Genomic DNA, 21874 nt, shown 5'->3' with positions numbered 1-21874 from the left:
CCTCTGCAACTTCTCTGGCCCGCCAATCCCTAGAGGGGGCGGGGAAGAAAGGAGCATGACGAGACGGTCGAGAGCGGAGACACGGGAGGCGGAAGCGCTTCTGGCTCCACACGAAGGTTTTCGAAAACCTCCGGCCCTCCGTTCAGCCCCCAGCAAGGACCGGCAGATTGCGGGCGTCTATACAGGAATTCGACCACAAGGCAAGGGCGAGTCCGAAAACCCACCGCTGCAGGACGACATGTCGCTACAGCTTCAGCTTGTATGCGGGAGCTTATTCACTGTTTCCGGGAAGAAGTCGGGCGCCGCCCGGCGCTTGCCGAACATCATATCATATTGCAGCAGACGGAAATCGCGAATGGCCGGGTCGATTTCCTTCTTGCGCGCCCAATCCGGCGTGGCCTCGCCGGCCGGCGTCAATAGCAGATTGCGGTCGACGACACGGTAATGCTCGCGCATCTGGCCGAGAAAGCCGGTGTAATAGGGGTGGCTGATCCCGGCCGTGGTCAGGATATGGTAGGGCAGGAAGGCAGGGCTTACCGCGCCCATCTCCTCGGCTGGCCCGGTGCGGTTCGACCATACGATCAGCGGCGTCTGGTGGTGCAGCAGCATTTGCTCAGGTGGTTCTTTGCGCGGCGCGACATTGTCCTTGAGAAAGCCGGTCTCGACATAGACAGGACCGAGCGGCGGCAGATGGTCGCCGAAGAAGGCGATGACCGTCGGGCGCCGGCGGTTCTTCGCCCATTCGACAAGGCGCCCGAGGCCCTTGTCGGCGTCGGCTGCACCCTCCGTAAAGCTCAGCAGCGAATCCTTCGCCCATTGGCTGGTCGGCGCCTGCACCTTGTGGGTCGGATTGTAGTAGCGATACGGCTCGTAGGGGCCGTGGTTCTGCAGGCTGACGGCGAAGAGGAAGACCGGATCGTCGGTGGCGTCAGCCTCGCGGATAATCTCGTCGGTCATCGCTGCGTCCGAGGCCAGCGGCCCGCGCTTTTCGAGGTACGGCAGGTTTTCTTCCGACTTGAAGTCGTCGAAGCCGAAATCCGCATAGACGGGTGTGCGATTCCAGAACCAGCTCGTGCCCGGATGGATGGCGCGCGTTTCATAGCCCTGGCTCTTCAGGAACGTCGCCATCGACGGCACGGGCGCGCGGACATATTGCTGGTAGGGGATGCTTCCGGCCGGCAGGAAGGCGTTGGAAAAGCCGGTCAGTGCCTCGAACTCGACATTGGCGGTCATGCCGCCGAATTCGGGCGAGAACATCGAGCCCGAGCGCAGCGCCCGCACATTGGGAATCGGATCGGGCGTGATGGCGACGCCGGGCAACTCGGTCGGATCCCAGAAGGATTCGCTCATGACGATGATGATGTCGGGCTTCTCGGCCGGTACCGATGCCGTCACGTCGGGCCTGTCGATCGCTGCGATCGACTTGTCGGAATAGCCCGCAGGCGCCGAGACATGGGCCATCGGCACGTTGAGCGCGAAGGCGAGCGCGAAGCCGTTGGAGGCGTAGTTTTCCTTCTGATCCCACATGATCGGGATGATCTGCAACCGGTCACGCGTCCACGAGAAGGTCGCGTAATCCATGATCGAGACGAAGAAGGCGAGCAGCGGCACCGTCAACGTCAGTCGGGCAAGGCGGCCCTTACGGCTGAGCGCCGGTACCCGGCGGCGCCATAGCCGCCAGCCATAGACGAGCAGCGACAGGCCGCCAATGATACCAACCGCCAAGGCGAGGGCGGTTCCCGGGCGATCGCGCACCAGGAGTGGCATCAGCGCGACGATCTGTCGGGCATAGAGGAAATCGGTCGGATAGAGCGGATCGCCCAGATAAAGCGACTTCTGGTGGCCGACAAAGGCAAGCACCAATGTCAGCGGCGCGACGATCATCAGACTCTGGTGACTGCGGCCGAGCACGGCGTCGAGACCGATCAGGATCAACGCGAAAATGATGATGGTGGTCCAGCCCGGTTTGAAAGGCTGCAGGAAGAAGGCGACGGTGCCGGCAAAGTCGCCGCGCACGATCAGTTCGATCGCAAACACCAGCACGGTGGCGGCGAGCAGGCTGACGAGGCCGTAGCGGATAACAGGCCATTTCCGGCCTGGCAGATAGCCGGTGGCCGGATCGCCTTCCAAAAACTGTGGCGCGGCTCTGCCGGCGCCTTTCCTAGTCCTTGCCAACTTACAATTCCCCCGACCATACACAAAAGCGTCACTGAGCTGTCATCGATATGTCACGAAAAGCTAGCGCCTGTGGCTAAAATAAGAAGAGCCAGCAAACGAATCGTGAGCGATTTTCATCATGAGTGATCGACAAAAAGCCTTTTGGAACAGGCACTCGGCCAGCGATGCCGAGCCGGAGCCGGCCGGGTTGGGTCGCTGGCGGACTTGACTTGCCCGCCCGCCTTGCGTCACAGGCAGGAAAAATCAGCGCTTGGGAGCCACAGATGGCCATCGCATTCACCTTTCCGGGACAGGGCAGCCAGGCGGTCGGCATGGGCAAGGATCTCGCCGACGCCTTTCCGGAATCGCGGAAGATCTTCGAAGAGGTTGACGACGCGCTTGGCGAAAACCTGTCGAAACTGATCTGGGAAGGGCCGGAAGAGACCCTGACACTGACTGCAAACGCCCAGCCGGCGCTGATGGCTGTATCGCTTGCCGCAATCCGGGCGCTGGAATCGCGCGGCTTCTCGCTGAAGGACAAAGTCGCCTATGTCGCGGGACATTCGCTCGGCGAGTATTCGGCACTTGCCGCCGCCGGTTTCGTTTCGGTCGCCGATGCCGCCCGGCTCTTGCGTATCCGCGGCAATGCCATGCAGGCGGCAGTGCCGGCCGGGGAGGGCGCCATGGCGGCGATCATCGGGCTGGAACAGGCCGATGTCGAAGCCGCCTGCGCTGAGGCGGCCAAAGGTTCAGTTTGCCAGATCGCCAACGACAATGGCGGCGGCCAGCTGGTGATCTCCGGCGCCAGAGCGGCGGTCGAACTGGCGGCGAAGTTGTGTACGGAAAAAGGCGCCAAGCGGGCGCTGATGCTGCAGGTCTCCGCGCCTTTCCATTCGGCGCTGATGACACCGGCGGCCGAAATCATGCGCGAGGCGCTGGCCGGGGTGACGAAGAACGCGCCGTTGGTGCCCGTGGTCTCCAACGTGTCGGTCACCGCGTCCAGCGATCCGGACGCAATCGCCCGCCGCCTGGTCGAACAGGTGACCGGCCGCGTGCGCTGGCGTGAAACGGTGGAGTGGTTCGGCGCGAATGGCGTTGCGACGCTTTACGAGGTTGGCGCCGGCAAGGTGCTGTCGGGACTGGCGAGGCGCATCAACCGCGATATCGCCACTGGCGCCGTCGGCACGCCGGCCGATGTCGAGGCGACGCTGGCGGCGCTTAGCTGACCTAGGCTTGAATTTCCGCCTCTGCGACGATACATGAATACATGTATTCATTGGGAGATCGCCATGCCGACCTCGGTTCGCCTTGCGCCTGAAATCGAAGAGCGCCTGGATTTTCTTGCCGCCAGGACCGGCCGCAGCAAGGCCTATTATCTGCGCGAGCTTATCGAACGCGGTCTGGAGGACGTGGAGGACTATTATCTTGCGGCCGAGGTCCTAGAGCGGATCAGGAGCGGCGAGGAGGAGGTCGTGAAGAGCGAGGACTTCTGGCGTGGCTTGGACGCTTGAATATGCCCGCTCGGCGCGTAAATTTGTCGAAAAACTTGATCCGCAGACACGTCACCGCATCCGGGACTTTATTGAAAACCGCGTTGCTGGTCTCGACAATCCACGTGAGGCCGGCAAGCCGCTGAAAGGGCCTTTGGCGACCTTCTGGAGGTATCGGGTTGGGGATTACCGCATTATCTGCGATGTGCAGGACATTCGGCTCGTCATTCTGGTGGTAACGATCGGGCACCGCGGCGGCGTCTACAGATAATCGAAGTTGCCGGCTTCCGAATTCGAGAAGAGGATAGGACATGTTCGAACTGACTGGCCGCAAGGCGCTCGTCACAGGCGCGTCGGGAGGCATCGGCGAGGCGATCGCCCGGGTGTTGCATGCGCAGGGCGCCATCGTCGGGCTGCATGGCACCCGCGTCGAAAAGCTGGAGACACTGGCCACCGAGCTCGGCGACCGGGTCAAGCTGTTCCCGGCGAACCTTTCCAACCGCGACGAGGTCAAGGCGCTCGGCCAGAAGGCCGAGGCCGATCTCGAAGGCGTCGACATTCTCGTCAACAACGCCGGCATTACCAAGGACGGGCTGTTCGTGCGCATGGCGGACGCTGACTGGGATAGCGTGCTTGAAGTCAACTTGACCGCCGTTTTCCGGCTGACCCGCGAACTCACTCATCCGATGATGCGGCGCCGGCATGGCCGCATCATCAACATCACCTCGGTCGTCGGCGTCACTGGCAATCCCGGCCAGGCCAATTATTGCGCTTCCAAGGCCGGCATGATCGGCTTTTCCAAGTCGCTGGCGCAGGAGATCGCCACCCGCAACATTACCGTCAACTGCGTCGCCCCTGGCTTCATCGAATCGGCGATGACCGACAAGCTCAACGATAAGCAGAAAGAGGCGATCATGACGGCGATCCCGACACGGCGCATGGGCACCAGCGCCGAAGTCGCTTCCGCCGTCGCTTACCTCGCGTCCAACGAAGCTGCCTATGTCACCGGCCAGACCATTCATGTGAATGGCGGCATGGCGATGATTTGACAGTTGCGGGAAAACACCCCTTTTCGCCTTGGACCCAGGCCGATTTTCGTGTAATGCGGCCCGCAACCCGGCGGTTCGGGCAAAAACCGGTCCGGTGCCATTGCGTTTCCGGCAGGACCATCTTTCAGCTTGATTAGCGGCATTCTGCCCGCTAACGAAGACAGACAAACAAAAGACGAGGATGCCCAAATGAGTGACACCGCAGAGCGCGTCAAGAAGATCGTTATCGAGCACCTCGGCGTCGATGCCGACAAGGTGACGGAGCAGGCGAGCTTCATCGATGATCTGGGCGCGGATAGCCTCGACACGGTCGAGCTCGTCATGGCGTTCGAAGAAGAGTTCGGCGTCGAGATTCCGGACGATGCGGCAGAAACCATCCTGACTGTTGGCGATGCAGTGAAGTACATCGACAAGGCTTCGGCCTGACGCTATTTGCAGTCATCACCGAGGAGGACCTGCGATGAGGCGTGTCGTCGTCACGGGCCTTGGGCTGCTTTCGCCGTTCGGCATGGGCTTCGAGCATAGCTGGAAGGAGCTTCTGACCGGCCGCAGCGCAGCCAAGCGTATCACCGAGTTCGAGGTGGAGGATCTTGCCTGCAAGGTTGCCCACGTCATTCCGCGCGGCAATGGCGAGAACGCCACCTTCAATCCCGAGGCCGTTCTCGAGCCGAAGGAATTGCGCAAGATCGGCGACTTCATCCTTTACGGGATCGCGGCCGCCGACGAGGCGCTGAAGGATTCGGGGTGGACGCCGAAAACGCACGAGGAGCAGTGCGCCACTGGCGTGCTGATCGGCTCTGGCATCGGTGGCATCGAAGGCATCGCCGAGAACGCGATGATCCTGAAGGAGCGCGGACCGCGCCGCATCAGTCCGTTCTTCATCCCCGGCCAGATCATCAATCTCGTCTCCGGCCAGGTTTCGATCCGGCATGGGCTGAAAGGCCCCAACCACGCCGTCGTCACCGCTTGCTCCACCGGCGCGCACGCCATCGGCGATGCCGCCCGGCTGATCATGTGGGGCGATGCCGACGTAATGGTCGCAGGCGGCGCCGAAGCGCCGGTGACGCGGCTGTCGATCGCCGGTTTCGCTGCTTGCCGTGCATTGTCCACCGACCGCAACGACGCTCCGGAGACGGCCTCGCGTCCCTATGATCGCGACCGTGACGGCTTCGTCATGGGCGAAGGCGCCGGCGTCGTCATTCTGGAAGAGCTGGAGCACGCCAAGGCGCGCGGCGCCAAGATCTATGCCGAGGTAACCGGTTACGGTCTGACCGGCGATGCCTATCACATCACTGCGCCGGCCGAAGATGGCGACGGCGCCTTTCGCTGCATGGTCGCGGCGCTGAACCGGGCCAAGCTGACGCCCGCAGACGTCGACTACATCAATGCGCACGGCACTTCGACCATGGCCGACACGATCGAGCTCGGCGCCGTCGAGCGGCTGGTCGGCAACGCCGCGTCGAAAATATCGATGTCGTCGACCAAGTCGTCGATAGGCCATCTTCTGGGTGCGGCGGGCGCCGCCGAGGCGATCTTTTCGATCCTCGCCATCCGCGACAACATCGCGCCGGCCACCATCAACCTCGACAACCCGGAGCGTGAAACGGCGATCGACCTGGTGCCGCATAAACCGCGTGCCCGCCAGGTTGACGTGGCGCTGTCCAACTCCTTTGGCTTCGGCGGCACCAACGCCTCGCTGGTCTTCCAGCGCTACAATGGCTGACTTGTGCACCGACCGGCACGGCACGCGCATGTCGTCAATTTTGCCATATTCGCCCCTACTCTGCCCAAGGGGATTCGCTGCAAGATCAAACGGTAGGGCGCCATGAACACAAATTCGGCGGACAACGGGGAATTAGGGCAGCGGCCCGTACCGTCGGGTCCGATCGTGCCGAAAACGGCCAGCGAGGCATTGCGGCCTGAAGCCGGCACGCCGCCGCCCAAGCGCTCGCGCGCTTCGCGCAGCCAGTTCGTCGTGTTCATGAACTTCGTCATCTCCCTGGTGATGTTGATGGTTCTGGCGGCCGGCTCTGCATTGTATTTCGGCAAGCAGGAATTCAACGAACCCGGCCCGTCGGCCAATGCCGACACCTTCCTGGTCAAGCCGAACACCGGCGTCCAAGAAATTGCCGACCAGCTCGAGCGGCGCGGATTGATCAGCGACGCGCGCATCTTCCGCCTTGGCGTGCGTGCCTTTGGCAATGACGCCGCGCTGAAGGCCGGCGAATACGAGATCAAGCCGCAGGCCTCCATGCGCGACATCATGGAGCTGCTGAAGAGCGGCAAGTCGGTGATGTACTCGCTGACCGTCCCCGAGGGACTGACCGTCGAGCAGGCGCTGCAGCGCATCGCCGATCAGGCAGCGCTCGACGGCGATATGCCTGCGACCATTCCACCCGAGGGCAGCCTTGCTACCGACACGTTGCGCTTCACGCGCGGTGCGACACGCCAGCAGATGGTCGACAAGCTTTTGGCGGATCAGAAGAAGCTGGTCGAGGACGTCTGGCAGCGGCGCGCTCCCGATCTGCCTCTGGCCAGTGTCGATGAGTTCGTCATCCTGGCTTCCATCGTTGAGAAGGAGACGGGAAAGGGCGACGAACGCTCACGGGTCGCCGCCGTCTTCCTCAACCGGCTGGCCAAGGGCATGCGGCTGCAGTCGGATCCAACCATCATCTACGGCCTGTTCGGCGGTAAGGGCAAACCGGCCGACCGCCCGATCTATCAGTCGGACATCAAGAAGCCGACGCCCTACAACACATATCTGATCAACGGCCTGCCGCCGACGCCGATCGCCAATCCCGGCCGTGCGGCGCTGGAAGCCGTGGCCAACCCGTCGAAGACAGACGATCTTTATTTCGTCGCTGACGGCACCGGCGGTCACGTCTTTGCGCCGACGCTCGCCGAGCACAACCAGAACGTCGCTCGCTACCGGGCGCTGCAGAAGAAGCTGGCCGATGAAGCCGCCAAGGCCGGCGCTGCCAAAACCGACGCTGCCAAGGTGGAAGGTCAGACCGATGCGCCGGTGGACGGCGATACAGGAACGGCGCAATAGCGCCGAACGGTTCTTGGATCGTCCCTCCGATCCGTTTGACGGCAGGGACGTGTCGTTTTTTTGATCCGGAGCGCCTTGCGTCCGATTCGGCGCGAAGAGGCGCTCCAGCGTTCTGAAACCGCGTATGATCTGGCCGGAACCGCTTCCGGGGTTATGCGCCAGGGGGTTGCAAGGGCATCATGAATTTGCAGAGCATGACCGGTTTTGCACGGGCCGTCGCCGAACACGACGGCACGTCGATCGCCTGGGAGGTCAAGTCGGTCAACGGCAAGAGCGTCGAGGTGAGGCTGCGGCTGCCGCAGGGCCTCGAGCGACTGGAGCCGGCCGTTAGACAGACGGTGCAAAAGCGCTTCTCGCGCGGCAATTTCCAAGCAACGCTGACCGTCGGCCGCGCCGCCGGCCAGCAGGCGCAGCCCGTGGTCAACGAGGCCTTCCTGAGGGATCTGGCGGAGCTGGCCAAGCGGCTGCAGGAGCAGTTCGGCGCAGCGCCTGCGACAGCTGACGGGCTGCTTTCACTACGCGGCGTGCTCGACATCCCCGAAACCAACGAAACTGAAGAGGCGCGGGCGGCGCTCGACGGCGCGATCCTATCGGCGCTCGAAGTGGCGCTAGGCGGGCTGGAGCAGGCACGCCAGGGCGAGGGCGCCGCGCTGCGCTTGCTGCTGTCCGGCCATATCGACGCCATCGAGGCGCTGACGCTGCGCGCCGAGGCCGATCCGTCGCGGGAGCCGGCGGTGATCCGCGAACGGATTGCCGAACAGGTTCGGCTGCTGGTGGACGCGTCCGCCAATCTCGATGCCAGCCGGTTGCATATGGAAGCGGCGTTCTTGGCCACCAAGGCCGACATCCGTGAGGAGATCGATCGGTTGAAGACGCATGTGGCTTCCGGCCGGGTGCTGCTGGCAGGCGGTGGCGCCATCGGCCGCAAGCTCGATTTTCTGGCGCAGGAATTCAACCGCGAATCGAATACGCTGTGTTCAAAGTCGAACGCCGCTACGGTCACGGCCATAGGGCTGGAGCTGAAGGCGGTCGTCGACCAGTTTCGCGAACAGGTCCAGAATCTGGAGTAACCCTGATGGTCGCCAAGGAGCCGATGGTAGCTAAGGATTTGGGCTCCCGCATTCGCCGACGGGGTCTGATGCTCGTGCTGTCGTCGCCGTCCGGTGCCGGCAAGTCGACGATCGCACGCAATCTTCTGGAAAGTGACTCCAGCCTCGAACTGTCGGTCTCCGTCACGACGCGGCCGCGTCGCGGCAGCGAGATCGAGGGCGTCCATTATCATTTCCGCACCATGCGTGAGTTCGAGCGACTGCGCGATTCCGACGAACTGCTCGAATGGGCCGAAGTGCATGGCAATTGCTATGCAACGCCGCGTGAGCCGGCCGAACTGGCGCTGGCACAGGGCCGCGACATGCTGTTCGACATCGACTGGCAAGGCGCCCAGCAGCTCAAGGAGAAGATGCGCGCCGACATCGTTTCCATCTTCATCCTGCCGCCCTCGATGAAGGAATTGAAGGCGCGGCTGAAGCGCCGCGCCGAGGACCAGGAAACGGTGATCGAGACGCGTCTGAAGAACGCCCGCAACGAGATCGAGCACTGGAAGGAATATGATTTCGTCATCATCAACGACGATCTCGACCGCGCTTTCGCCGAAGTGCGGGGCATCGTGATCGCCGAACGGCTCAGGCGCGACCGCCGCCCCGGCCTGTTCGATTTCGTCTCGGGATTGCTCGACGAGAAAACGGGCTGATGCCTCTTCCTTCTCCCCGTAAACGGGGCGAAGGAAGCTAAACCGTATTCGTCAGCCGCACGAATTCCTCGACACTGAGCGTTTCCGCGCGCCGTGTCGGATCGATGCCGGCGCGGGTGAGCAGGGCTTCACCGCCGAGGCTCTTCACGCTCTGCCGCAGCATCTTGCGGCGCTGGCCGAAGGCCGCTTCGGTGACGCGGCTGAGTTTCTTGACCTCGACGGGCAGGGGATTTGCCCGCGGCACCAGATGTACCACCGACGACGTCACCTTGGGCGGTGGCGTAAACGCCTGTGGCGGCACGTCGAAGGCGATCTTTGCCTCCGTCCGCCAGCCTGCAAGCACGCCCAGCCGGCCATAGGCATCGCTGCCGGGACGGGCGACGATGCGCTCGGCCACCTCGCGCTGGAACATCAGCGTCATCGATGCGTAGAAGGGCGGCCACTCGGCGACGGTCAGCCAGCGTACCAAAAGTTCGGTGCCGATGTTGTAGGGCAGGTTCGCGACGATCCTCACAGATCCATAGGCCCCATGCGTCTTTTCGACAAGTGCTGCAAAATCGGTTTTCAGCGCATCGCCGGCAATGATCTCCAGACGGCCCGGATAGTGATCTGATATTTCCGCGAGCGCTGTCAGGCAGCGCTCGTCGCGCTCGATGGCTATGACCCGACCAGCGCCGTGGGAAAGCAGCGCCCGGGTCAGTCCGCCGGGACCCGGACCGACCTCGATCACCGTGGCGTCCGTCAGGTCGCCGGCTGCGCGTGCTACCTTGCCGGTCAGGTTGAGGTCGAGCAGGAAATTCTGGCCGAGCGCCTTTTTCGCCTGCAGCCCATGGCGTTCGATCACCGCGCGCAACGGCGGCAGGCCGTCGATGCTCATGCGACCGCTCTCATGCAAGGCGCTCATGCGCCGGCAGCCTTCGTCCTGGTATCGGCAAGCCTGCGGGCGAGCCTCAGCGCCGCGATCAGGCTGTCGGCTCGTGCTATGCCCCTGCCGGCGATATTGAAGGCGGTGCCGTGATCCGGTGAGGTGCGGATGAAGGGCAGGCCGAGCGTGACATTGACCGCCTCGTCGAAGGCCAGCGCCTTGGCTGGGATCAACGCCTGGTCATGATACATGCACAGCGCCACATCGTAGCCGGCTCGGGCGCGGGCATGGAACAGTGTGTCGGCGGGCAACGGCCCGAGAGCGTCGATGCCCTCCGCCTTCAGCCTGTCGATCGCCGGGCGGATGATGTGCTCGTCCTCGCCGCCCATCGCGCCGCCTTCGCCGGCATGCGGATTGAGGCCGGCAATGGCAAGCCGTGGCTTGGCGATGCCGAAGCGGTGTTCGAGATCGGCGGCGGTGATGCGGGCGGTTGCGATGATCAAGTCTGTCGTCAGCGCTTTCGGCACCTCGCACAGCGCGATGTGGATGGTGACGGGAACCGTGCGCAACTCGGGACCGGCAAGCATCATCACCGGCATTGCTTCTGCGCCGGTTTGGAGCGTCGCCAGATGCGCCAGATACTCGGTATGGCCGGGGAAACGAAAGCCGGCATCGTAGAGTGGCTTCTTGGCAATCGGGCACGTGACAACAGCTGCTGCACTGCCGCCAAGGCAGTCGTCAACAGCGCGGTCGATCGCCTCGATTATCCCAGCGGCGTTGGCTGGGTCCGGCCGGCCGGGGTTGTCGACGAAGCCGGCGGCAAGCGGCACGACGGGCAGGGCGCGTGCAAAGACGCGCTCCGCTTCGGCTGGCACCGTCCCCGTGATTGGCACCTTAACGCCGAGCAGGCGCGCCCGTGCGGCAATCAGCACCGGATCGGCGAGAAGATAGAAGGGCGGCACACCGGCGCTGTCACGCGCTTGCCAGGCCGCAATGGCGATCTCCGGCCCGACGCCGGACGGATCGCCGACGCTCAACGCCAGCGGAAGCTGTATCTCTGGCACGTCCAGAATGTCTTAACGCTCGACGATGCGGGCTTTCTTCCGCAACTCCGCGACGTATTTCTCGGAGAGCTGGTCGGCGTCCTTTCCGGTTGCGCCTTCGCTCTGGAACACCATCTGGGCAGCCTTGTCGTCGGACACTTCACGTGACGAGCAGATGCCGATGAACTCGACGCCGCGGTCCGTCTCGCGCGTGGTGGTGGCGCCGCCGACCTTGGTGGCCTTGATCTGGTCGGCCCATTCCGGCGGCAATTGCGGCGCCAGCACCCGGCCGAGATCGCGAACAGTGACGTCAATCAGGCCCTTGGCAAATTCGCGCGAAGTATTGCAGCCGTTGAAGCGGGCGCGCATGGCGTCGGCCTCGCGCTTGCGCTTGGATAGCGTGGCGCTGCGCTCGCTCGCCGGCACGACGAAGATGACCTGCTGCAGCATGTACTCCATGGCGGTAGGCTTGGCGCCGCCTTTGTCGAGCATGCGCCTGACCGCGTCCTGCTCGCTCATGGCGCCGCCGCCGCTCTCGGAGCGATGGCGCGCCGTCAGCGCCTGGTTCCAGGCCATCTGGGAGCGGATGAACTCCTTGAAATGCTCCTTGCCGACGCCGGACTGCGCCATGACGCCATCGAGCTGCTTGAGCTGCATCTTGTTGGTCGTGGCAAAACGCTGATAGGCGGCATCGACCTGGGCGTCGCTGATGCGGATGCCAAGACGCTTGGCTTCGGCGACGCGCAGTGTCTGCTCGATCATTTCGTTTGCGGCGTCGCCTTTCTTGCGCTGCAGCCGCAGGAAGGCAGCTCGATGCTGGATGTCGCCGGTGGTGATCGGTACGTTGTTGACGACATATTTGATCTGGCTGGCGAAAGCCGGCGGCGTCATCACGGTGATCGAGGCCGAGGTCGCCGCCACCAGCAGCGCGAACCCTGCCGAAAAGAGGTATTTCCTCATCGAAAGCATCCCAATTCTATCTCGGTTCCGGCCCAATTCCATCTCATTATTGAGGGAGCTGAAACCCGTGCCTGCCCTATGCGGCGAAACGATGTCGTTAGAGCGGCGTGCATCCACTTGGACGCATAAGCACATTCCAACACTTTGAATCTACGCATCGCGCTTTCCCAAAATCAATTCTGATTTTCAAGCCGATGCGTTGGCCGTCTGTTGCTGGCCAGTCGTCCCCCACTGGCCAGCGTCTGCTACTGGCCAGCGTCTGCTACCGGGTAGTGTCGATGGCGCTGGATGACGAGCCGAAATCGCCGAGCGTGCGGAACGACAGGTTGAAACCGACATTCTGCGACACTTCCTTGGTGACGAGGTCACGGGATTCCGAGAACGTCATCAAATAGGTGAAGCATGAATCACTATAGGCAAAGCCGAACCCGTCCCTGACCAGGACACTTTGCTCCAGATCGTAGGTGCCGGTACCGAAGACGCGCCAATTCTCTGCAAGTTGCGTCGAGGCGCCGAGCGTGACTTCGTGGCGATCGGTCGCGAAGCCATAGAGCGGCTGCGCCTCGATGAAGGCGTATTTAGCGCTGAACGAAATCGGCAGGCCGGAATAGGCCGCCTTCACCTCGGCGCGGCGAACGTCGAAGCTCTGTTCATCGAAACGGCCGCTGACCGAGCCGGAGAACCCGGTGGGACTGTTGAAGCCGACCAGGCCGACATAATCGGAGGTCGCTGTCTCAAGGCCGGACTCGGCGCCGACATTGACCAGGTCGGGCGAATCGAAGGAGTTGCGCCCGCCCAGCTGATAAGATTGGCCGAACAGCGCGTTGGTGCTCCAGCCATTGTCGTAGGCCCCGGAATAGCGCAGCCCAACATTGGCGCGCGTGCCTCCTTCCAGGCGGTCGTAACCGGAGAACTTGTCACGCTCGAACAATGTCGTGGCGTCGAAGACGAAGCTCTGGGCGTCCTCGTTGGGGACAGCGAGACCACCGACATATTGCTCGTTCGGACGCATGAAGACCTGCGCCATCGGCTCGAAGACATGGCTGGAATGGGTCGACGAGAACAGCACCGGCCAACGCATTTCCAGCCCGGCGGTCGCCATGTAGCGGGTGAGCGATGATCGCATGTCGTCATCAACTCCGAAATTCGACGCCATCTGGTTGACGGCGGCGAGCGAGGCCGAGGAGGCATTGACATAGCCGGCGTCGCCGCGCAGCGCCAGCAGCGGCGTCAGCAGCAACCCGCCATCGGTGGTGAAGGTGCGCTTCCATTCCGCTTCGGCGGTGAGACGGCCCGACTGGCCCTCAATGCCGCGGACATTGTTGACGGACGCAGCGTCGCCGGGATCGGCAAGGATACGATCAAGCCTTTCACGGCTGATGGCCTGCGCGTTGACATTGAACGACAATTGCCCGCCGCCCACCGCCATGTCGGGAATGTAGGCGTAGTCGAGTGAAGGCAGCACCCAGGGCTGCTTGCCGGCGCGCGCGGTCGGATCGTCAGGAAGCGTCTTTTCCTGGACCTCAAAGCGCATGGCGCGCACATCGAAATAGTTACGGCCGTTGAGGCCGGTCAGGTAGATCGACGAGCGATGCACGCTGTCGTTGAAGTCTTCGATGGCGTAGGTGCGCGAGAAGTTCTTGTCGGTCTGCAACAGGACATCCCAGCCGAAGTCCCAGCGCGGATTGATGGCGAACTGGCCCTTGGTGCCCATCATTCCACGGAACTTGTTCGGATCGCCGTCCGCACCCGAATCGACATTGTGCCCGAAGCTGTCGATGAATTCGTCGGGGTCCTCTTGCCGGATGCCGGCGATCTTCAGGCTGTACTGGCCGTTGTTGAAGCGCTGGCGCCACTCGGCTTCGCCAAGGAAACCTTGCTTGGTGTAGCCGCTGCCGGTGACGGTGAGGTCGTAGGTGGGTGAAAGTGCGAAATAATAGGGGACTTTGACGCCGACGCCGAGCTCGCTCTTGTAGGCGATGCCGGGGATCAGGAAGCCGCTCTTGCGCTTGACGGTCGGATCGGCGATCTCGAAGGCCGGCAGATAGGCAAGCGGAAAGCCGAAGAACTCGAAATTCGAATTCTCGAAGCGAACCGTCTTCTTCTCGCCGTTCCAGATGATCTTTCTGGCCTTGATGCGCCAGGTCGGCGCCTTGTCCGGTTTGTCCTCACACGGCTCGCAGGCCGTGTAGACGCCGTTGTGGAACGTTGTCAGCACGCCGCCCATGCGTTCCGCGCTTTCGGCGGCGAAATATGCCTTGTCGACGGTTTCGACGCGCAGCGCATTGACGAAGCCGTCGGCGAAGTCGTCGGTGATGTCGACATGCTCCGAATAGATCTTGGTACCGTCGCTATTGACGACCTCGACATTGCCGCTGGCGACGAGGCGTTTGGTATTGCGATTGTATTCGACCCGCTGGGCGACGAGGCGGTTGCCGCCATAGTCGATCTGGACGCCGCCGACGGCCGTCACTGTCTGGTTGTCGTTGTCATAGACCAGCGTATCCGCCGCCAGCAGCATTTGCGAGCCGGCGGGAACGTCGGCTGCCATGTCGCTGATATCCTGGGCAGAAGCCGGAATATTCGGGACGACGCAAGCGAACAGGCATGCCAAGGCGCTCGCCCCATAAAGGCGCGCCAAACCGGCCTGCCTATGGATGCGCAAAACCGCCCCCCTCACTAGCCGTCTTCCTTGTACAGCAAGAAAGTCACCCCGAAGAACATAGCCACAACAACCGGAACCCATGCAGCCACGACTGTGGGTACGAATCCTGCCACGCCGAATGCCTTGACCAGCACCGTCACGACATAAAGCAGAAACCCAGCCAGGACGCCACCCAGAATCATCGTCGCGGATTGTCCCATCCTCGCAAATCGCATCGACACCGTTGCGGCGATCAGCGTCATGGCGACGAGAAGGAACGGCAACGCCACCAGCGAATCAAACTGCATGGCAAAGGCATTTGCCTTGAGACCGAAGGAGCGGGCAACCTCGATCTTGCTGGGCAGATCGTAGAAAGGAATGGTCTCCGGGCGCGCCAGCCGCTCTTGCACGAATTCCGGCTTGAGATTGGTCGGCACCCGGTCGCTTGCCACCGATTGGATGTTGCCGTCCCGGAAAATTTTGACGTCCCGCAGTTCCCAATAGCCATCCCGCAAAAAGGCGTGCGCGGCGTCCTTGCGTTCGACGATGTCGCCTTGCGGGCTGAGGACGAAGAAGACGGCGTTGGCCATCTCCAGGCCCTGATTGAGAATGGCGCGCGCGCCTATAATAGTGTCGCCGGAGCTGGTTTTCTGCCGGATCCAAGGCGCGGCATCGGCCGAGACGGCGTTCGACTTGCCGGAACGGAGCTGCGTCTCGATCTTTTCGGACCAGGAAAACGCGTGCGCGGCGATCGGATTGATGATGCCGACCGAGAGCACGCCGAACAGCAGCGCCCCGATGCAGCACGGCAGCAGGAATTGCCATGCGGACACGCCGGCGGAACGTGCGATGACCAGCTCATATCTGCGATTGAGCGAGACCAGCGTCGCCATCGCCGAGAACAGCCCGACGAACGGCACCGTCTGCAGCATGATCATCGGCATCCTCAGCCCTGAAATGGCTAACGCAGCGCCGTAGGTGAAGCCCGGCACCCCGCTCGTGCGGCCGGAAAGCTCGGTGAAGTCGATCAGGAATACAAGCGCCAACAAGCCGACGAAGAACCAGATGGTGATCGTCACGTAGCGGAAGAAGAAGTATCTACCCAGCGTCCAGCCCATTAGCCGGCCCCTTGGCCAGAAGCGCCACGCCTGGCGAAGCGGAGCTTGATGGCGCTCCAGCCGTCGCTGAAGCGGCCTGCGAAATTCGTCATCCAGTCGGCCCAGGCAACCGGCAGTTCCATGGTCCGGTTGGAGACGATGAACCAAATCGCGATCGCGGACGCGATGATAGGAACGCCGTAGACCATATAGGCGTATTGTGGAACGTTATCGGCCTTGCCGGCGGCAAAGAAACCAAGCCAGCGTACGAAAAGCGCAATCGCGATCGCCGTGATCAACGGATGAATGCGCGCTTCGCGATGGGAGCGCGCGTCTCCCGCGACCGCAAGCGCAATCAGCGCAAAGACGAGGGAATAGGACCACTCGGAAAAACGCTGGTTGACTTCGGCCATGTACCTATACGGCCTTTTCTGGAACGCCTTGTCGTTCGGACTGGGATTGAGCAGGTATTGGGTCGTCTGGTCCTTCGGTAAAAGCAATATGTCCGACGAGGCCGACATGAAGGCGGACAGGTCGAAGGCATAGGAGGTAAATCGGATGACCGAAAGATCGCCTGTCAGCGTTTCGCGATGGATGACGCCGTCGTTCATCATCAGCACCTTCTCGTCGCCGCTTTCGATGATGGCGCCGCTCTTGGCGTAGTAGATGAGGTTGACCCCCTCTTCGCGCGAATCGGCGACGAAGATACCGCCGAGGCGGTTGTCCGGAAGCCGTTCGCCAATCTGCAGGAACAGGCCGTCGTCGATCTTGCGGAAGGTGCCTTCCTGGATGATCAGCGACAACAGATCGGCACGCGACGACGCCACCAGTTCGCGGTTTCTCTGGCGTGCATAGGGGTCGACGCCGTTGTCGACGGCGAACGAAAAGATGCTGGCCGCCAGCGCCAGGAGCATGATCGGCCTGACGATGGTCCAGCGCGAGGCGCCGGCGGCGTTCAAGACGGCAAGTTCAGAATCGGAGTTCATCGCGCTCAGCGTCTGGGCGACCGCGACCACCAGGGCGAAAGGGACGACGACAGGGACGATCGACGGAATGATCAGCGCAGCGACCTCAAAGAAGGTCAGCGCCGACTGCCCGCTGTCGGTGACAAGGTCAATGCGGGCGAGCACCTGCGTCGTCCACACGATTGCCAGCGTCCAGACGAGCGCTGCCAGGAACACCGCCAACGCACGACGCATGATGTAGCGTTCAACGACCTTCATAAAGGCTTTTCTCGATTTTGCCGAACGGCATCATGCCTCCGGACAAGGTAGTGGTCCGGCGACGCCTGCACAACCGGTCCCGTTTGACGGTTCGATCTGGTTTCCCGTCCCACATCGCTGTCCCGGTGGGCCGGAGTGTCGGCGGCAATGGATAAGAAAGGGCGAACATCAATGGTTAACAACAGGTTGCGGCAGGAAAGCGGGGCCGTGCCGCGACGAATCGCCATCGATTCCCTGCGCCATATGGGACCTGATTCCGGCAAAGTCTTGCCAAATGCCGGAAAACGACCAAATGTCGCGCCGATCACTGACATGGCCGCCGTGGCTGCGATAGGTACAGGCATGGAAGCAGACGTAACAGAATTGCGCGGTCAAACCGGCCAGGAATCGATTTTTCACGGTGCGATCGTGGTCGGCGCCGGCGCAGCGGGGCTGGCCGCCGCCCATGCGCTGATAAAGGCCGGCGTGCCGACGTTTGTGCTGGAAAAGGAAAGCCGGCTCGCCGAGCCCTGGTACCGGCGGCACGAACGGTTGCATCTCAATTCGCATCGCGATCTCTCGACGCTGCCTGGCGTCGGTTATCCCGCGGGCACTCCCGCCTTTCCCCACAAAACCGCCGTCATCCGCCACCTGAACGATTTCAGCCAGGCGCACGGTTTGCCGATCCGCCTTGGCGTCGCCGTCGAGGAGATCAGGTTCAACGGCGATCACTGGACCGTTGAGACCAGTGCCGGGCCCCTGCTGGCACGTCATGTCGTCATTGCCACCGGGCGCGACCGGCAGCCGTTCATCCCGCAGTGGAAGGGCACCAAAAACTTTGCCGGCCGCATCGTGCATTCGGCGGATTTTGGCAAGGCCGAGGACTATGCGGGAAAAAAAGTGCTGGTCGTCGGGGCCGGCAATTCGGGCTTCGACGTGCTCAATCATCTGACAGGGGCGAACGCCGCCTCTGTCTGGCTGTCGGCCCGCAATGGGCCCTCGCTGCTGCCCAAACGCATCGGCAAGATCGCGGTCCACAGGGTCTCGCCGTTGTTGGCGCGATTGCCGTTTTGGCTCGCCGATGCGGTGATGGCTGCAACGCAGCGCCTGGTTTTCGGCGACCTGACGAAGTTTGGCCTGCCGCCCGCACCCTCGGGAGGCGCGAGCCGCCTGACTGCCGATTACACCGCGATCGCCACCGACGACGGCGCCGTCAGCGCCATCAAGGCCGGTAAGGTCGTGGTACTGCCGCAGGTAAGGGAATTTACCCGCGACGGCGTTTTCCTCGACAATGGCAACCTGATCGCTCCCGATATCGTCATCGCGGCGACCGGCTACCGCACCGGGCTCGAACGCATGGTCGGCAAGCTCGGCGTCCTCGATGGCAAGGGCGTTCCGCTTTTCAACGGCGGCGAGACCGACCCGAAATTGCCCGGCCTGTGGTTTACCGGCATGCGGCCAAGCATTCGCGGTTGCTTCGCCAATGCCCGCATCCAGGCCAAGGCAATCGCGCAGCAGATCGTCAGGCAGGGGCGCTGATTTGAAAATTGGGGTGGTGCTTCCGTCCGGAAACGGCCAAGTATCGGGTTCTATCAAGGCATTCTCCCAAAAAACCAACGCCGTTCCCGAAAGCAGGACATGATGACTTCGAGACCTTCGATCGCCTTCGCCAAATTCGCCACGCCCAAAAAGGGCAGTGTCTTCGTGCTGGCGGCCGACGATGGCGCCCTGGGTGACGCGGCAAAGGCTTGCGATCCGGCCAACACCCTGGAGCGAGCGTTTCCGGTGGCCGACTTTTCCGGGAAGTTTGCCGGGTTGGTCGAAGTGCTGGCGCCGGAGGGCACATCGCTCGACCGGCTGGTGGCGATCGGCGTCGGCAAGGTCTCGGGGCTCAACGACCATGCCTGGCTGAAGCTCGGCGGCACCATCGCTGGATCCTTGCGCAAGGCGACAGAGGTGGCCGTCGTGTTCGATCTGCCTGGCGTTGACGTCGGCGGTGGGCATGCAGCGCAGCTTGCCGCGGGCATCCTTCTGCGCAGCTATGCCTTCGATAAGTACAAGACGAAAAAGGACAACGGCGACGCCCAGCGCGATGGCAAGAAGGCCGAGCCCAAAAAGCCGGTCAAGGTGACCATCCACACCGCCGATCCGGCGGTGGCGAAAAAGGCCTTCGCCGACGAGGTGGCGGTGATCGACGGGGTGCTCCTGGCCCGCGATCTGGTCAACGAACCGGCCAATATACTCGGGCCGGTGGAATTCGCCGCCCGCGTCAGCGAACTGGAAGCGCTCGGCGTCACGGTCGAGATCCTGGTCGAGAAAGATATGAAGAAGCTCGGCATGGGCTCGCTGCTCGGCGTCGCGCAGGGCTCGCCGCGTGGCGCCCGCCTGGCCGTTATGCGATGGAACGGCGGTAAGGCCAAGGACAGCCCCGTTGCCTTCGTCGGCAAGGGTGTCACTTTCGACACTGGCGGCAATTCGATAAAGACGGCCTCCGGCATGGAGGACATGAAGGGCGACATGGGCGGCGCCGCCGCCGTGACCGGGCTGATGCACGCGCTGGCCGCACGCAAGGCCAAGGCCAACGTCGTCGGCGTCATCGGGCTGGTGGAAAATGCCGTCGACGGCCACGCGCAGCGCCCCGGCGACATCGTCACCTCGATGTCAGGCCAGACCATCGAGGTGCTCAACACCGACGCCGAAGGCCGCCTCGTTCTGGCCGATGCGCTGTGGTACTGCAACGATCGCTTCCAGCCGAAATTCATGGTCAATTTGGCGACGCTGACCGGCGCCATCATGGTCGCGCTCGGCCAGCACTATGCCGGCCTGTTCTCCAACGACGACGAACTGGCGAACAGGCTGACGAGCGCCGGGCAGGCGACGCAGGAACGGGTGTGGCGCATGCCGCTCGGCACCGAATACGACAAGCTGATCGATTCGAAAAATGCCGATATGAAGAACATCGGCGGCCGCTACGGCGGCGCCATCATCGCGGCGCAGTTCCTGCAGCGCTTCGTTAAGGATACGCCCTGGGCGCATCTCGACATCGCCGGCACCGCGATGGGCGCGCCGTCCAGCGAGATCAACCAGTCATGGGCCTCCGGCTTCGGCGTCAGGCTGCTCGACCGGCTGGTGCGCGACAACTACGAGGGGTGAGGCCTTCAAGGCACGATCATGGCCGACGTCCTGTTCTATCACCTGACCGAATCGACGCTGGAGGATGCGCTGCCCGGCCTGCTCGAGCGCAGCGTCGATCGCGGTTGGCGCGCCGTGGTGCAGACCGGCACCGAGGAGCGGCGCGACGCTCTGGACCAGCATCTTTGGACCTTCAGGGACGATTCGTTCCTGGCGCATGCAACCGACCGCGAATCCCATCTGGCCGAGCAACCGATCCTTTTGACCACCGGCCAGGACAATCCAAACGAGGCGCAAATACGCTTCCTGGTCGACGGAGCGGCGCCGCCGGAGCTTGGCAGTTATAAGCGCGCCGTGTTCCTGTTCGACGGCCACGATGCGGCCCAAGTCGAGGCGGCGCGCACCCATTGGAAGACGATGAAGGAAGCCGGCCACGCGGTCACCTACTGGCAACAGACATCGGATCGGCGCTGGGAACGCAAGGCGTAAAGCCTTTGCCTCGTTTGCGGTCGTCGAGACGCGCTACAACTGAAGACGTTCAGCCAATTCAATGAAGTCGCTGGCCACCAGGTCCCAGGCCTGATCGGGATGCAAATCCGTGGTCTGCGCTAACCCGTGCTCCGTCGGACGCGGGACAAAGGCTGTTCGCAATCCACACGCCCGAGCCGCTGCAAGGTCGCCATTGTGAGCGGCCACGAGACAGATCTCATCTGGCTTCATTGCCAGGACGTCAGCGGTGCGAAGATAGGCTTCCGGCATCGGCTTGTACGCTTGCACGACTTCGGCGCCGAGGATCGCATCCCAGGGGATGCGACTACGCTTGGCCATGTTGAGCATGAGGACGATGTTGCCGTTCGAGAGCGGCGCGACGATATAGCGGGCCTTCAACCGTGTGAGGCCGGCCACCGCGTCCGGCCATGGCTCCAAGCGGTGCCATGCCAGGTTCAGTTCGTCCAGCTCGGATGCCGGCACCGAAGCCGGGTCGATCCCGAATTCTGGCAAAACGGCTTCCAGGTTCTCCCGATGCAGCACGTCGAGCCGTGTAAAGGGCCGTCGGCCGCTGCGCACTTCCTCCATCGCTGGGGAATAACGGCGGCGCCACGCATCCGCGAAAGCGGTAGGAGTGGCCGTTACGGCTCCATGCCGCTTCAGGAACGGTTCCGCTTCGCGCGCCACGCCGCTGCGCCAATCGACGACAGTGCCGAATACGTCGAATACCAGGGCACGTACACCATCCAATGGCATCACATTTGGCTCCTTGATCCGCACACGGCGTCTTTGGCACGGATCGGCCTGGGAAGTCGACCGCGCGCTCCCCAGGGGCTGGCGTCGTTGGTGCAGCTGTGCGGCTTGCCCTCGACTGGCACATGCACATTTTGGTCCGATCTCGGCCGGCCTGGCGCTGCTGCAGTCTCGACGCTCCGACACTCGTT

20 protein-coding genes are annotated in these 21874 nt (G+C 62.8%); 12 read left to right on the top strand and 8 right to left on the bottom strand.

The genetic code is table 11. The features are described 5' to 3' along the window. Positions 1-252 precede the first annotated feature (252 nt). Positions 253-2175, bottom strand: a complete 1923-nt coding sequence (locus tag ABID19_RS31445; RefSeq protein WP_354494531.1) for an LTA synthase family protein — start codon at positions 2173-2175, stop codon at positions 253-255. 266 nt (positions 2176-2441) lie between these two features. Here ABID19_RS31445 and fabD point away from each other — a divergent pair, with 266 nt between their 5' ends. The 9 genes from fabD to gmk all read left to right on the top strand — a co-directional run bounded on the left by fabD (position 2442) and on the right by gmk (position 9498). Continuing rightward, positions 2442-3383 carry an ACP S-malonyltransferase gene (fabD, locus tag ABID19_RS31440; protein ID WP_354494529.1) on the top strand — a complete coding sequence of 314 codons (942 nt, stop codon included), beginning with the start codon at positions 2442-2444 and terminating at the stop codon, positions 3381-3383. 63 nt (positions 3384-3446) lie between these two features. Beyond that, positions 3447-3668: a type II toxin-antitoxin system RelB family antitoxin gene (gene relB / locus ABID19_RS31435; RefSeq protein WP_354494527.1), complete on the top strand. Its 222-nt coding sequence runs from the start codon at positions 3447-3449 to the stop codon at positions 3666-3668. After that, on the top strand, positions 3652-3918 hold the full coding sequence (locus ABID19_RS31430; RefSeq protein WP_354494525.1) for a type II toxin-antitoxin system RelE family toxin: 267 nt from the start codon (positions 3652-3654) through the stop codon (positions 3916-3918). The genes relB and ABID19_RS31430 overlap by 17 nt, the downstream gene beginning before the upstream one ends. Before the next feature lie 40 nt (positions 3919-3958). Next, positions 3959-4696: a 3-oxoacyl-[acyl-carrier-protein] reductase gene (gene fabG, locus ABID19_RS31425; RefSeq protein WP_354494524.1), complete on the top strand. Its 738-nt coding sequence runs from the start codon at positions 3959-3961 to the stop codon at positions 4694-4696. Positions 4697-4885: 189 nt separating this feature from the next. Further along, positions 4886-5122 carry an acyl carrier protein gene (locus ABID19_RS31420; RefSeq protein WP_006203723.1) on the top strand — a complete coding sequence of 79 codons (237 nt, stop codon included), beginning with the start codon at positions 4886-4888 and terminating at the stop codon, positions 5120-5122. 34 nt (positions 5123-5156) lie between these two features. Further along, the gene (gene fabF, locus ABID19_RS31415) at positions 5157-6419 is read left to right on the top strand and encodes a beta-ketoacyl-ACP synthase II (RefSeq protein ID WP_127292612.1); all 1263 of its coding nucleotides are present in this window, start codon (positions 5157-5159) and stop codon (positions 6417-6419) included. 102 nt (positions 6420-6521) lie between these two features. Further along, positions 6522-7748: an endolytic transglycosylase MltG gene (mltG, locus tag ABID19_RS31410; protein WP_354494522.1), complete on the top strand. Its 1227-nt coding sequence runs from the start codon at positions 6522-6524 to the stop codon at positions 7746-7748. A 179-nt stretch (positions 7749-7927) separates the two neighbouring features. After that, positions 7928-8818 (top strand): YicC/YloC family endoribonuclease, encoded by an 891-nt coding sequence (locus ABID19_RS31405; RefSeq protein ID WP_354494520.1) that lies wholly within the window; start codon positions 7928-7930, stop codon positions 8816-8818. A gap of 5 nt (positions 8819-8823) precedes the next feature. Beyond that, entirely contained in the window at positions 8824-9498 is a 675-nt protein-coding gene (gene gmk, locus ABID19_RS31400; RefSeq protein ID WP_354494518.1) for a guanylate kinase, read from the top strand. 37 nt (positions 9499-9535) lie between these two features. On the opposite strand, the gene rsmA is transcribed toward gmk, so the two are convergent. From rsmA to lptF, 6 genes are all read right to left on the bottom strand, one after another. After that, on the bottom strand, positions 9536-10375 hold the full coding sequence (gene rsmA, locus ABID19_RS31395) for a 16S rRNA (adenine(1518)-N(6)/adenine(1519)-N(6))-dimethyltransferase RsmA (RefSeq protein WP_354494516.1): 840 nt from the start codon (positions 10373-10375) through the stop codon (positions 9536-9538). Positions 10376-10398: 23 nt separating this feature from the next. Then, entirely contained in the window at positions 10399-11427 is a 1029-nt protein-coding gene (gene pdxA, locus ABID19_RS31390; RefSeq protein ID WP_354494514.1) for a 4-hydroxythreonine-4-phosphate dehydrogenase PdxA, read from the bottom strand. 12 nt (positions 11428-11439) lie between these two features. Continuing rightward, positions 11440-12375: a peptidylprolyl isomerase gene (locus tag ABID19_RS31385; protein WP_354494513.1), complete on the bottom strand. Its 936-nt coding sequence runs from the start codon at positions 12373-12375 to the stop codon at positions 11440-11442. A gap of 253 nt (positions 12376-12628) precedes the next feature. Beyond that, positions 12629-14917, bottom strand: a complete 2289-nt coding sequence (locus ABID19_RS31380; RefSeq protein WP_435528782.1) for an LPS-assembly protein LptD — start codon at positions 14915-14917, stop codon at positions 12629-12631. A gap of 128 nt (positions 14918-15045) precedes the next feature. Then, positions 15046-16128 (bottom strand): LPS export ABC transporter permease LptG, encoded by a 1083-nt coding sequence (gene lptG, locus ABID19_RS31375; RefSeq protein WP_354494509.1) that lies wholly within the window; start codon positions 16126-16128, stop codon positions 15046-15048. After that, positions 16128-17330, bottom strand: a complete 1203-nt coding sequence (gene lptF, locus ABID19_RS31370) for an LPS export ABC transporter permease LptF (RefSeq protein ID WP_354494507.1) — start codon at positions 17328-17330, stop codon at positions 16128-16130. The genes lptG and lptF overlap by 1 nt, the downstream gene beginning before the upstream one ends. A gap of 342 nt (positions 17331-17672) precedes the next feature. Here lptF and ABID19_RS31365 point away from each other — a divergent pair, with 342 nt between their 5' ends. The 3 genes from ABID19_RS31365 to ABID19_RS31355 all read left to right on the top strand — a co-directional run bounded on the left by ABID19_RS31365 (position 17673) and on the right by ABID19_RS31355 (position 20930). Beyond that, the gene (locus tag ABID19_RS31365; protein WP_354494666.1) at positions 17673-18848 is read left to right on the top strand and encodes a flavin-containing monooxygenase; all 1176 of its coding nucleotides are present in this window, start codon (positions 17673-17675) and stop codon (positions 18846-18848) included. Positions 18849-18950: 102 nt separating this feature from the next. Further along, a complete protein-coding gene (locus ABID19_RS31360) occupies positions 18951-20462 on the top strand; it encodes a leucyl aminopeptidase (protein WP_354494664.1) in 1512 nt (503 codons plus the stop codon). Between the two features lie 18 nt (positions 20463-20480). Next, positions 20481-20930 (top strand): DNA polymerase III subunit chi, encoded by a 450-nt coding sequence (locus tag ABID19_RS31355; protein WP_354494506.1) that lies wholly within the window; start codon positions 20481-20483, stop codon positions 20928-20930. Positions 20931-20963: 33 nt separating this feature from the next. On the opposite strand, the gene ABID19_RS31350 is transcribed toward ABID19_RS31355, so the two are convergent. Then, positions 20964-21686, bottom strand: a complete 723-nt coding sequence (locus tag ABID19_RS31350) for a haloacid dehalogenase type II (protein WP_354494504.1) — start codon at positions 21684-21686, stop codon at positions 20964-20966. Between the last annotated feature and the right edge of the window lie 188 nt (positions 21687-21874).

Source organism: Mesorhizobium robiniae, from assembly GCF_040545535.1.
Lineage (GTDB): Bacteria > Pseudomonadota > Alphaproteobacteria > Rhizobiales > Rhizobiaceae > Mesorhizobium > Mesorhizobium robiniae.
The sequence above is the reverse complement of the archived record's forward strand: the minus strand, read 5'-3'. Positions and strand labels throughout refer to the sequence as shown.

Bases quoted from the DNA above. Each gene is read 5' to 3' on its own strand.
- ABID19_RS31360 (WP_354494664.1), top strand. From the start codon at position 18,951: ATGACTTCGAGACCTTCGATCGCCTTCGCCAAATTCGCCACGCCCAAA.
- gmk (WP_354494518.1), top strand. From the start codon at position 8,824: ATGGTCGCCAAGGAGCCGATGGTAGCTAAGGATTTGGGCTCCCGCATT.
- ABID19_RS31365 (WP_354494666.1), top strand. From the start codon at position 17,673: ATGGAAGCAGACGTAACAGAATTGCGCGGTCAAACCGGCCAGGAATCG.
- mltG (WP_354494522.1), top strand. From the start codon at position 6,522: ATGAACACAAATTCGGCGGACAACGGGGAATTAGGGCAGCGGCCCGTA.
- ABID19_RS31405 (WP_354494520.1), top strand. From the start codon at position 7,928: ATGAATTTGCAGAGCATGACCGGTTTTGCACGGGCCGTCGCCGAACAC.
- ABID19_RS31385 (WP_354494513.1), bottom strand. From the start codon at position 12,375: ATGCTTTCGATGAGGAAATACCTCTTTTCGGCAGGGTTCGCGCTGCTG.
- fabD (WP_354494529.1), top strand. From the start codon at position 2,442: ATGGCCATCGCATTCACCTTTCCGGGACAGGGCAGCCAGGCGGTCGGC.
- ABID19_RS31350 (WP_354494504.1), bottom strand. From the start codon at position 21,686: ATGCCATTGGATGGTGTACGTGCCCTGGTATTCGACGTATTCGGCACT.
- ABID19_RS31420 (WP_006203723.1), top strand. From the start codon at position 4,886: ATGAGTGACACCGCAGAGCGCGTCAAGAAGATCGTTATCGAGCACCTC.
- ABID19_RS31380 (WP_435528782.1), bottom strand. From the start codon at position 14,917: ATGGCAGCCGACGTTCCCGCCGGCTCGCAAATGCTGCTGGCGGCGGAT.
- rsmA (WP_354494516.1), bottom strand. From the start codon at position 10,375: ATGAGCATCGACGGCCTGCCGCCGTTGCGCGCGGTGATCGAACGCCAT.
- relB (WP_354494527.1), top strand. From the start codon at position 3,447: ATGCCGACCTCGGTTCGCCTTGCGCCTGAAATCGAAGAGCGCCTGGAT.
- lptG (WP_354494509.1), bottom strand. From the start codon at position 16,128: ATGGGCTGGACGCTGGGTAGATACTTCTTCTTCCGCTACGTGACGATC.
- lptF (WP_354494507.1), bottom strand. From the start codon at position 17,330: ATGAAGGTCGTTGAACGCTACATCATGCGTCGTGCGTTGGCGGTGTTC.
- ABID19_RS31355 (WP_354494506.1), top strand. From the start codon at position 20,481: ATGGCCGACGTCCTGTTCTATCACCTGACCGAATCGACGCTGGAGGAT.
- fabF (WP_127292612.1), top strand. From the start codon at position 5,157: ATGAGGCGTGTCGTCGTCACGGGCCTTGGGCTGCTTTCGCCGTTCGGC.
- fabG (WP_354494524.1), top strand. From the start codon at position 3,959: ATGTTCGAACTGACTGGCCGCAAGGCGCTCGTCACAGGCGCGTCGGGA.